Origin of the sequence: Symmachiella dynata (assembly GCF_007747995.1) — a bacterium.
GTDB classification, from domain to species: domain Bacteria; phylum Planctomycetota; class Planctomycetia; order Planctomycetales; family Planctomycetaceae; genus Symmachiella; species Symmachiella dynata.
Map to the genome: position 1 here is coordinate 5,790,838 of NZ_CP036276.1, position 11,490 is coordinate 5,802,327.

The 11,490-nt window shown below is 55.8% G+C and carries 8 protein-coding genes; 3 read left to right on the forward strand and 5 right to left on the reverse strand.

Annotated features, from left to right (window positions below):
* Nucleotides 1–155: 155 nt before the first annotated feature.
* Nucleotides 156–962 carry a carbohydrate-binding family 9-like protein gene (locus Mal52_RS21860; RefSeq protein WP_145378640.1) on the reverse strand — a complete coding sequence of 269 codons (807 nt, stop codon included), beginning with the start codon at nt 960–962 and terminating at the stop codon, nt 156–158.
* 52 nt (nt 963–1,014) lie between these two features.
* Nucleotides 1,015–2,535, reverse strand: a complete 1,521-nt coding sequence (locus tag Mal52_RS21865; RefSeq protein ID WP_145378641.1) for a CehA/McbA family metallohydrolase — start codon at nt 2,533–2,535, stop codon at nt 1,015–1,017.
* Nucleotides 2,536–2,870: 335 nt separating this feature from the next.
* Here Mal52_RS21865 and Mal52_RS21870 point away from each other — a divergent pair, with 335 nt between their 5' ends.
* From Mal52_RS21870 to Mal52_RS21880, 3 genes are all read left to right on the forward strand, one after another.
* A complete protein-coding gene (locus Mal52_RS21870; protein ID WP_145378642.1) occupies nt 2,871–3,638 on the forward strand; it encodes a carbohydrate-binding family 9-like protein in 768 nt (255 codons plus the stop codon).
* Nucleotides 3,639–3,767: 129 nt separating this feature from the next.
* On the forward strand, nt 3,768–4,244 hold the full coding sequence (locus Mal52_RS21875) for a hypothetical protein (protein WP_145378644.1): 477 nt from the start codon (nt 3,768–3,770) through the stop codon (nt 4,242–4,244).
* Nucleotides 4,245–4,312: 68 nt separating this feature from the next.
* The gene (locus tag Mal52_RS21880; RefSeq protein WP_145378645.1) at nt 4,313–5,398 is read left to right on the forward strand and encodes a hypothetical protein; all 1,086 of its coding nucleotides are present in this window, start codon (nt 4,313–4,315) and stop codon (nt 5,396–5,398) included.
* Nucleotides 5,399–5,522: 124 nt separating this feature from the next.
* Here the strand turns inward: Mal52_RS21880 and clpB are convergent, their stop codons facing one another.
* The 3 genes from clpB to kdsB form a co-directional block, all read right to left on the reverse strand.
* Nucleotides 5,523–8,138, reverse strand: coding sequence for an ATP-dependent chaperone ClpB (gene clpB / locus Mal52_RS21885; RefSeq protein WP_145378646.1), 2,616 nt, complete (start codon nt 8,136–8,138; stop codon nt 5,523–5,525).
* 536 nt (nt 8,139–8,674) lie between these two features.
* Nucleotides 8,675–10,303: a CTP synthase gene (locus Mal52_RS21890; RefSeq protein WP_145378648.1), complete on the reverse strand. Its 1,629-nt coding sequence runs from the start codon at nt 10,301–10,303 to the stop codon at nt 8,675–8,677.
* A gap of 355 nt (nt 10,304–10,658) precedes the next feature.
* Nucleotides 10,659–11,414, reverse strand: a complete 756-nt coding sequence (kdsB, locus tag Mal52_RS21895) for a 3-deoxy-manno-octulosonate cytidylyltransferase (RefSeq protein ID WP_145378650.1) — start codon at nt 11,412–11,414, stop codon at nt 10,659–10,661.
* Between the last annotated feature and the right edge of the window lie 76 nt (nt 11,415–11,490).

Sequence of the window (11,490 nt, forward strand, 5' to 3'; positions counted from 1 at the left end):
TTAGCCACAGATTGAACACAGATTAAACACGGATGAAACCTGCTCTTGGAACACGCCGGATCCTAAACTCTGGTTGGGATCGTGATGAACGTAAAAAAACACTTTTTTGATCTGTGTTCAATCTGTGTTTCATCTGTGGCTAATGATACCTGCGCCTATTTCGTATCACGTACCTCCTGTACGGGGCGAGTTGCGGCTGAAAATATGACGCGGCCGAAATCTTGCGGGCGGTGGTATTGGGGTACGGCGGATGTTCCCGGTGACCATTGGCTGTATTGAATGTTCGTGTCGCCGCCAAGCCGATTGAGATTCAAATGCCACACATCGTCCGGTCGCGGCGGTGTCTGTTTGGCGACGTGGGCGAATGCGGCAAAGGGGATTGCTGCTTCGAGAATCCAGAAGGAATCCGTATCACCATCGTCGTTGAGCGTGCCGACGACCGATGCTTTGATTTGGATACCCTCGGCGTTCCAATTCGTCTCAAGTGGCGTTGATTTTTTTGAGGGGTGGTACCCGTCTAAGTGCGCGCCGCGGACACTCATTTCGATATTGAAATACGCCATCGGCAAGTCGGGATTGGGAGCGGTGAAGACCTCAACGCAATCGTCTTCCCAGACGTCGCTATCATGCTTGGTCCGGGTCCCGGCGATATGAGCGTCCTGGCAAATGAAGGAGACGTACAGGTTTTTGTCGTCCCACAGTAACTTGGCAACCGTCTGTTCCCGCTTTCCCGATTTGTACCAGGCAAATTGAAACTCCCCCACGCTCGGCGCCGCAAACCAACCCGGCTCATCCAGCTTACCATCGATTGTGATCGGTGTGGCCGTACGATAGATCGTGTACGGCGCCGGCTTAACCTTGCGTGGCGCCGCCTTCAACAGGCGAGCAGTAATCGGGACCGCACTCGTCGCCGTTAACAAGATGACAAAGAGAATAAAAAAACAACGGCGTGGAGATGACATCCGTATAATCCTGATTCATTGAACTGAACGGGTGGGTGAATTGTCTTTATCATTAATCCGCATTGGCAGCCTTGACGCGATCTTGCCAGAATTCGCGCGCTGTTTTGTGATGTTTCAACACCGCGCGCCGCATCTGGGGATCGGTCAACTTCACGCGAGCCGTCCGTTCTTCGACCCAATCGACGAAGAACTGCGCCGCCGATTTACTGACCCGCTGTGGCTCATCACCGATCTCCACATAATACGCCGCCGTTGAGGCAAAGCGAAACGTGCGCGGGTTTTTGCAACGAACCCGAACCAAAAACCATCCGCTACGATCGAAGGTGATGGCCGGTAGTTCTCCGGAAAAACTTTGTGCATTCGGTGTGAGGGACTGAACCACTTCGCCGTTTTGAATGACTTCAATCACATCGATTTCATCCCGACCAGTGATGTCAGCAACGAGGTTGACATCAAACGGCCCGTTGGCTTTCGCCTTGAAGATATGTCCGGGCAACTTACCGTTGGCGGTGACTTTGAGAAGCGGACCGTTGGTGACAAATGACCGTCCGTCGCGGAGACCTGCCCACCAAGCGTCATAGGCCAACTCGCCGTCCAGTTGCACATAGACCCGGTTGTATCCCACCGGATTGGGCAACACGCCCGACGCACTGCCGGCCGATGGAGGAATCCGCAGGCCGCTGTTGAGAATTTTGTAGTACAACTCCTGCGTCCACATTCCATTGCCACGTGGGGCGGGAAGCCGTTGCTCATCACGTGGTTTGCCCCAAGCTTCATCTTCATACATGCGGCTGCGGCACATATGATTGTTGGCCAGTCCGATCGAGTCGACTTGCCCGCTGGCCAGCCAAATCGGCACGTCCCACCAAAAGGGCTTTTCGATATCGACCCACACCTGCTTGTGCTGGCGCGCGGTTTGGAGAAACGCCATCGGCGAAGGAAACTCGCGCGTCGCACCGATGATTTCCAATGGTCGCGTGAGATTGAAATACAGCAACGCCCCCCCTTCACGTTCATCTTCACCAGCCATCAGGTGATAGAACCGATTACCGTCGAAACGGACGAGCAGTTGTTCGGGAATCGCTTGATCCTTCCAAACATTGCGATTGTTCCACCAGGTAATCACCGGAGCAATATGCAGGTCCTCAGCCTGCATCAGCAGTTCGATATCCTGCACGTCCCGATGGACATGCAATTCCCCCGACCACCACCCCGCTGCCGCCATATCAGTGATGCGGGCAATGGTGATGGCGACGTCCTTCTTCGCACCGTCGACGACCGTGAACATCCCGGTGGCTGCAACGTACTCCGGTCCACGTTCCACTTCGTAGGTGTATTCCCCCGCCGGCAAGTCCAACGTCGCCGTCCCGGGGCAAACAAAGTGATCACGATAACTAGGTAGCGTCTCGCTCAACACCGCTTCACCCGCCGAATCCCGGAGATGCATACGACAAGGCACCGCTGCATCAGTTGCAGTATCCACAACGTTGATCACCACCTCCGCACCCGGCAGTAATATCGCGTCGGCGCACCACAACACAACAGCGCAGAGCAAAACCCAAAACCGGTTCATCAGCCTTCCCCCCCGAGTACGCACCGCATACATCAAATCAGACCACGGTCTTGTAGCTAACCTACGACGCCTGACAACAATCGGCAAGCAAACGACTTATTGGAATATCATCCCTGAAAGAAAAAAACCTCGCGCAAAGACGCAAAGGTTCCACAGCCAGACTGCCTTATATTTCTTTCTCTTTTCCTTCTTTCTCTTTGCGTCTCCGCGTCTTTGCGCGAGACTCTTTTTCATGAAATACACAAGTCACATCACGCATCACCGGCTTTAGCAGGCGCTCGAATCTCGGTACACTGCAAGCAGGACAATGGCGATCCCTTTTCAACGAGAATATCATGCACCGATCCTGGTTTTACCTCCTGGCCGTTTCTACGTTTCTAGCATCGCCATTAACGGCTGATGAACCGGCAACAAAATTCCAACCGCCGACTTACGACATCCTCCGCACCGCCGAGCCGATCCAACTCGACGGCAAGCTCGACGAACCAGCCTGGATTGCCGCTCCGGCGATGGGCGATTTGCACTTCACTTGGTACAAGTCGGGCCGCAAAGAACAGTCGGTCGCCAAGCTGCTGTGGGACGACAAATATCTGTACGTCGGCCACATCTGCCAGGACGCCCACATCACCGCCCGGCACAAACAGCACGACGGGCCGATTTCACAGGACGATTGCTTCGAGGTGATGTTCGCCCCCAACTCGGACAAGCCCAACGTCTATTTCAATGTCGAGTGGAACGTCATCGGCGGCTACATCGACAACCATCGCCCGAACGGCCCCAAGCAACCGCGTGCAAAAAAATGGGACGCCACCGGTGTGAAAATCGCCGGCACTTACGTCGGCACGCTTAACGATGACAGCGACACCGACGGCTATTGGATCGTAGAAGCCGCCATTCCGTTCCAGAATTTCCGCGACTACATGCCCCACACCCCGCCCGAGCCCGGGACCCAATGGAACCTCAATCTCAACCGCCACGGCGGCGACACAAACATGCAGTACAGCCAATGGTCCCCAGCCGACACCGACGTCCCCAGCTTCCACACCCCCCACCGCTTCGGCCGAGTGATCTTTTCGAAGCGGCGGAGTCCGTTTGCGGAGTAGTGTGATGTCCAAGTCAGAATTTCATGGATCGCGGGAAATGTGACGGGTAACATGGCGGGTGGCGAGGGAGCAGGCTCACGCACGGTCGCGTCACATTCATTTTCCACGAAGCGCACAAGGAAACAATTCATGGGATTCTCCGTCTATTTTCAATCGACAGAACCTGTTTCGGAAACAGTCGCAGCGAAGGTCGTCGCCGCGACCGATCAGGCTGCAGGTGAGCGAAGCTGGCTGAGTTGCGAGCCGATATTCCCTACTCTGCAAGAGGACGGGCATTTGTGGGGCGGATCAAAAGTGACCTTTGAACCGGACCCGCTCGACATCGAGTCGGCCGAGCAAGAAGGCTTGCCCAACGGTACGATCGCCGATGTGATCCAACTGCTCTGCGACATCTCCCGTGAGCACGGCATCGACTGGGAGGTCGGCCACGATTTTGGGGAACTGGGCGGCATCCACAATGGAATCGCCGACCCAGAGATGACCCAGGCCATCGACGCGCTGGCATTAACGACCGAAGAACTTCTCAGTGGAATGATGGGGGAGAGCTATGGCGATGACGAAGAGGATGACGACGGGCCACCCGACATCTTGCGTTTTCCGGGTTAAGTTCGCAGTTTGTAAGTTTCCTTAGTTGCAAATAAGAACAATGCTCGTATTAGGCGCAGAACCAGACCATGGAAACCTTCAAAAACGATGACGATGGCTATTTGAAATGGCACTCGACACATGAAATCGCGTTTGTGTTGAATCGCTTCGGCGGAACAAATCCGGCCTACAACGTTTTGCATCGCTCGACTTGCCCCTTTCTCTGGCGGGAGGTCGATGAGAACGCACGAACCGTCATCGAAAAGTGGTGCTCGACGTCGGAAGAAGAATTGACCCAGCAGGCGGACGCTGTTCTGGGTGAGGGAATGTGGAAAAGATGCGGCGTCTGTTTTCGTTCGTCGACAAACGAAAAAGCACAACCAGTCGCGTATCCCCAAAAACACTCTAGTTCATTCGAGCATCCTGGTTCCGTTTGGATTCCTGGTGAGCCTGCTGCATGGGTCAGCACCGGCGAAAAGGAGTGGAAACAACTTGTGACATCCGCATTGAACGAAAGCGTTTCTCCGTTGCCCGGTTTTAAATGGACGCCGGAGTGGCTCGACATTGAATTGCGACTGCTCGAAGACAGACTCTATCGAAAAGACCTCGACAATATGCTGACGCCGTTGTTGGCTGCCGCACGTGATGCGGGTTGGTTGGAGCGAGGTTTCAATCGCCTCGGATCGGTGACCGCTAGAAAAGTAGCGGTGTCCGACGTGGGGGAAGTCGGTGCCCTCATCACGCCGCACTCAAGCTTACCGCAATTTGATAAAGACGAGACGGGAGTTCTCATCAAGACAGAATTAAACAGTCTGGATGAGAGCTCGGTGAAATGGACGTTGTACGACTGCGCCTTTGATTTATGCACCTGCCAACCGGAACTGCGATTCCCGCCGCTTAGTCCGCTTGCCATCGATATTCGTGTCGTGGTCAATAATGACGACCGCCGCAAGTCGATCCAGGCATTGATGAAACCTTGTATCGACGGATTGGAACCAATTCTCGGCCACCCCGATAACCTGCCGCCGGTACCAAGAGAGCAACTGCGCCGTCGCCTGGCACCGCAGGACGAGATGGTCCTCTCACTGGCGATTCATGTGCGGGGCGGGAAATCCAGTGGCATCGCGGTCCGCATTCGCCAGCATCAAGATGGGTCGCCCGCGAGTGTAGAGTAAACTTAGCCGAAGAGGAGCTTCGCGATAGCCCGTTCCCAAGCGGAGCTTGGGAACGAGATCGTCCTACAGCCCAAGGCCTAAAGTCTACAGCCTTTTTTCCTCCGTGCCTCCGTGGTGAACCCCTCTACGACGTCGTAAACACAAACTCCCCATCCTGCGCGTCGATGTGAATCGTCGTCCCCTCGGGAAATTTGCCGGACAGGATTTCGTTCGCCAGTGTGTTTTGCAGTCGCTGTTGAATCACTCGCTTCAGGGGCCGTGCACCATAAACCGGATCATAGCCTTCGTTCGCCAGTTGATCCTTGGCAGCATCGGAGACGGTGAATTCGTAACCGGCCGTCTCCAGTTGCTTCGTCAGGTTTCGCAATTGCAAATCGACAATTTGGCGGATTTCCTCTCTGCCCAATGGGTGGAACACGATTGTCTCGTCGATGCGGTTGAGGAATTCCGGCAGGAACTCCCGCCGCAACGCTTCCATCACGCGGTTGTAGATCTCCTTCTCGTTTTCCTCGCCGGCCAAATCCATGATCGTTTGGCTGCCGATGTTGGAGGTCATCACCACAATGGTGTTGCTGAAATCCACGGTGCGGCCTTGGCTGTCGGTCAGACGGCCGTCGTCCAACAGTTGCAACAACACATTAAACACGTCGCGATGCGCCTTTTCGATTTCGTCGAGCAAGAGCACGCAATAGGGCCGGCGGCGGACTGCTTCGGTGAGTCGTCCTCCCTCTTCATAGCCGACATAGCCGGGAGGCGCGCCGATCAACCGGGCGACGCTGTGGCGTTCCATGAATTCGCTCATATCGATGCGAATCATCGCTCGTTCGTCATCAAACAAGAACTCGGCCAGCGCTTTGCACAGTTCGGTTTTGCCGACGCCGGTGGGGCCCAGAAAGATGAACGACCCAATCGGTCGGTTTTGATCCTGCAGTCCGGACCGCGAGCGGCGCACTGCATTCGAAACGGCTTCGACCGCTTCCTGTTGGTTGATCATCCGTTGGTGGATGCCCTCTTCCATGTGCAACAGTTTTTCGCGTTCCCCCTCCATCATGCGGTTAACCGGAATTCCTGTCCAGGTGCTGACCACGCGGGCGATATCTTCCTCGTTGACATCCTCGCGCAGCAACCGTTCTTCGCCGGAGTCCTGGATTTCCTGGAACTGATCCTCCAACTCCGACAGTCGAGCTTCCGCTTCTTTGAGATGTTGTTCCGCTTGTTGGGCGGTGATGTAATCTTCGTTGTTGTTGGTTTGACGGGCGCGATTGAACGCCTGTTCGTACTCCGTCCGCAAGCGGTCGATGTCTTCTTTGAGCGGTTGAATGCTCGATAGCGTTTTCTTCTCCGCCTCCCAGCGCATTTTGAGCTGATTGACCTGTTCCTCCCGGTCGGCAATCTGCCGCTGCAGGTCCTCAAGTCGTTGTTTGCTATCCGCGCCACTCTCTTGCGCCAGTGCGGTGGCTTCGATTTGCATCCGTGTCAATTGCCGCGTCGCTTCGTCGACCTCAGCGGGCATCGAATCGATTTCCATCCGCAACCGGCTGGCTGCTTCATCCACCAAGTCGATCGCTTTGTCCGGCAAAAACCGATCGGCGATGTAGCGGTCCGACAGCGTCGCCGCGGCGATCAAAGCCGGATCGGTGATCCGCACGCCGTGATGTGATTCATACCGTTCCTTCAAGCCCCGCAGAATCGAAATTGTATCCTCGACGTTGGGTTCTTGGACCATCACTGGCTGGAATCGCCGCTCCAAGGCGGGATCCTTTTCGACATGCTTGCGATACTCATCCAGCGTGGTCGCCCCGATACAGTGCAACTCACCGCGGGCCAGTGCCGGTTTGAGCAGGTTCGAAGCATCCATCGCCCCCTCTGCTGCCCCGGCGCCGACGACCGTGTGCATTTCATCAATGAACAGGATCACGTTGCCTTCCGCTTCGGTGACTTCTTTGAGGACCGCTTTGAGTCGATCTTCGAATTCGCCGCGATATTTCGCTCCGGCGACCAGCGCGCCCATGTCCAACGAGACCACGCGTTTGTCTTTCAGACCAACCGGCACGTCACCGGTGACGATACGATGCGCTAACCCTTCGACGATGGCCGTCTTGCCAACGCCCGCTTCGCCAATCAGCACCGGATTGTTTTTGCGCCGTCGCGAGAGGACCTGGATCACGCGACGGATTTCGGTATCGCGACCAATCACCGGATCGATTTTGCCGCGACGAGCGATTTCGACCAGATCGTGCCCGTATTGTTCGAGAGCTTGGTATTTGCCTTCCGGGTCTTGGTCGGTCACTTGTTGTCCTCCACGAACGGTTTTCAAAGCGGCGAGAATGGTATCGTTATCAATGCCGTGCATATCCAGCAAACGCTTCGCCTGATCATCGACATCGGCCAGCGCCAGCAACAGATGCTCGGTCGAGACATACGCATCCTTCATCGTGTCAGCCAGGGATTGCGCCTTTTCCAAGACTTGCATCGCCGGACGGCTCAGCCCCACGTTGCCCTCAGCCCCGGTGACTTTGGGAATGCGGTCAATCTCGCCATCGATGATCGTGGAGAGCTGTTGCAGGTTGGCGCCAATCTTTTCGATCAACGGCCGCACGATGCCTTGTTGCTCGTCCAAAAGTGCTTTGAGAAAATGAATCGGTGCGATCTGTTGATGGCCATGTTCCATCGCCAACGACTGTGCACGCTGCACCGCTTCTTGTGCTTTGACGGTCAGTTTTTCAATTTGAAATGCCATAGCAAAACTCCTCTACTGGGTTGATTCAGTATTCTACGCGCGCAGTGGCTCTGACTCCAGGTTGCCCAGAGAATTTAAACCCCGCTCGACTCGCCCCATATTTACTACGGTGGATCAAGCAAAGATTTGGGGGAATAGCTCTCACGCAAGAATGAAACGGCGGAGAGGGTTTTCGCACAGCAAGCGATTTCCCACCTGCCCCAATCCGCTCCATTCGATGCGAGGCTACAGCATTTGCCTCGTCACTTAGGCGAGGCGAATCAACGGCGCTCCACCAGAAGCCGTGACGCGATGCACCCAACAGCAGCTTCTCCCTCTCCCCCTGGGAGAGGGCCGGGGTGAGGGCTTTCGCACTCCGAGCGATTTCCCATACAGCCAAACACGCATCAACGCCGGCGGTTCCCTGGGATGAGGGCGGAATTCTTGCTGATCCGTTTATCCCGGTCGAGTTATCCCGATCGAGAATCACCCGTACGACATCGAAAATTGTGTCGCCACGCTCCCCACAGCGTGAGGACTCCTGACGTAGTCCGTTTCTAGAACTGCGCCTGGTGTTGCCGTTGGTGATGGTACTTGATCGCCGCTTCGACGAAACCGGAAAACAACGGATGCGCCGCCGTCGGTTTCGATTTGAACTCTGGATGAAACTGCACGGCCACAAACCAGGGATGCGCCGGGATTTCGACGATCTCCACCAACTTGCCGTCGGGGCTGGTTCCGGAGGGCGTCATCCCCGCATCGACGAATTGCTGCCGGTAATCGGGATTGAATTCGTAGCGGTGACGATGGCGTTCTGAAATCTCGGTCGTCGCATAACAGGCTGCAGACCGTGAATCCTCGGCCAGTCGGCACGGCTGTGTCCCGAGCCGCATCGTCGCCCCCTTGGTCGTTACCGATCGTTGTTCATCAAGCAGGCAGATTACGGGATGCTCAGCCTCATCGGCGAATTCGGAACTGTGCGCGTTGGTCAAATCCAGAACATTGCGAGCAAATTCAATGACCGCACACTGCATCCCCAAGCAGATGCCGAAGTAGGGGATTTCGCATTCGCGGGCAAAACGAATCGCTTCGACCTTCCCCTCAATGCCCCGTTCGCCAAATCCACCCGGACAAAGGATACCGTCGACCCCTTGCAGCAAAATCTCGGGGCCTTCCGCCTCCAGGGCTTCGGCATCGACGCGTTTGACCAACACCCGCGTCGAATTCGCGATGCCCGCGTGTTCCAACGATTCGTAAATCGATTTGTAGGCGTCGCGATGTTCAATATATTTGCCGACTACGGCGATGGTCACTTCGTGTTGCGGGTTCCGCAGACGATGAATCAAGTTCCGCCATTCGCTGATATCGATCGGCTGGGCGGGTAACGCGAGTTTGTCGACGATCAATTGATCGAGTTTGCTTTCCACCAGACCCAACGGGACCTCATAGATCGAAAAGTCCTTGTCCCGCTCCTCAATCACGGCCTGTTTTTCCACGTTGCAAAACAGCGCGATCTTCTCGCAGTTGTCGCGTCCCAACTCACGCTCGGTCCGCACGATTAAAATATCGGGCTGAATACCGATTTGCCGCAACTGCCCCACGCTGTGTTGCGTTGGCTTGGTCTTGGCTTCCTGTGCAGCCTTTAAGTACGGAACCAAGGTCAGGTGTATGAACAAGCAATTGTTCTTGCCGACATCCAACGGGATTTGTCGAATCGCCTCCAGAAACGGCAGGCCTTCGATGTCGCCCACCGTGCCTCCCAATTCCGTAATCACCACATCGACATCCGGGCCGCCGAGATTGATCACCGCCTCCTTGATCGCGTCGGTGATGTGCGGCACGACCTGGACGGTGTTCCCCAGATAGTCGCCACGCCGCTCTTTTTCGATCACGCTGGAATAGATTTGCCCGGTGGTGTAGTTCGATTTTCGTGACAACGGGCTGTTGGTGAAGCGTTCGTAGTGCCCCAGATCGAGATCGGTTTCCGATCCGTCGTCCAGCACATACACCTCGCCATGTTGAAACGGGCTCATTGTGCCGGGGTCCACGTTAATATACGGGTCCAGCTTCTGCATCCGCACTTTGAGTCCGCGTTGTTCCAACAGCAAACCAATGGAGGCGGAGGTCAGTCCCTTTCCCAAAGAACTCACCACACCGCCGGTTACGAAAATATGCTTGGTCGTCATCCTGAACTTTCAGCCTGAAGGAACGATACGCGTCAGATGGCCGCCTAAGAGGCGAAATGCAATAGTCCCAATCTTCACGATTGCAACACCAAACTGTCAACTCACCTTCAGCCAATCCGACCGCTGACACGCAAAATCGGGGGGTGGGCGCCGAAAAACTTCGCAAAACCCGGACGGCAATACGCTCCCCTAGCCTGGGCGTGATGGCTTATTGCGTCCCGCGCGGATGCAGACCGTTAGAAGCCGTAATCTACTATTCCCCTGCGGTGATTCGACGTAACCACATATGAGAATAGGCATTGCGACCCTCAGCGAATGCAAGGCACAAAACGGATCGCAAACGCAGGCCCCTCAACTAGGCCGCGCGTTCGTGTCGCTGGACAAACCGGGCGTAGTCATCCGGAGTATCGATCCCAGCCGCCGGGTGGGCCACTTCGCCAACTTGGATGGTCGCACCCGACTCCAAGGCTCGCAATTGTTCCAGCCGTTCGAGTTTTTCCAAACGGGACGGCGGTAATTCCGTCAACCGCAGCAAGAAATCACGGCGATAGGCATACAGCCCCAGATGCAGCCGCCAAGGGGTGTCGCCCGCCAACAACTCGTCTGGTTCGCCATCACGATAGAACGGAATCGGGCAGCGGCTGAAATACATGGCGGCGCCGTTGGCTGCGCAGACCACCTTGGTGCAAGAATTGTCGGACCACTGTTCTCGCGTCGTGATCGGCGTACACAGGGTCGCCATCTCCGAGGCGGGGTTTTCAGCCAATAACTCGACCAGTTGATTCAGGCTCGCCGGGTCGATATCCGGTTCGTCACCTTGAATATTGACAATAATCTCCGCATCGCTGGAACGGCGGCGGACCACTTCGGCAATACGGTCGGTGCCGCTGGGATGATCGTCGCGGGTGATTTCACATGTCCCGCCGAATGCTCGGACAACCTCGGCGATCTCTTCGCTATCGGTGGCAACGATAATTTCCGACAGCTGCGTCGCTCGGCAGGCCGCTTCCCAGGTGTATTGCAGCAATGGCTTGCCGGTTTCCGCCAATAACAATTTCTGCGGCAAGCGGGACGACGCCAACCGGGCTGGGATGATTCCAATTGCGCGCATGGGCAACTACCATTTCTCTGTAACCCCCGGCTCCGCCGAGGGGGACCGAATACGAAACCAACGCAGACCCGCCAAA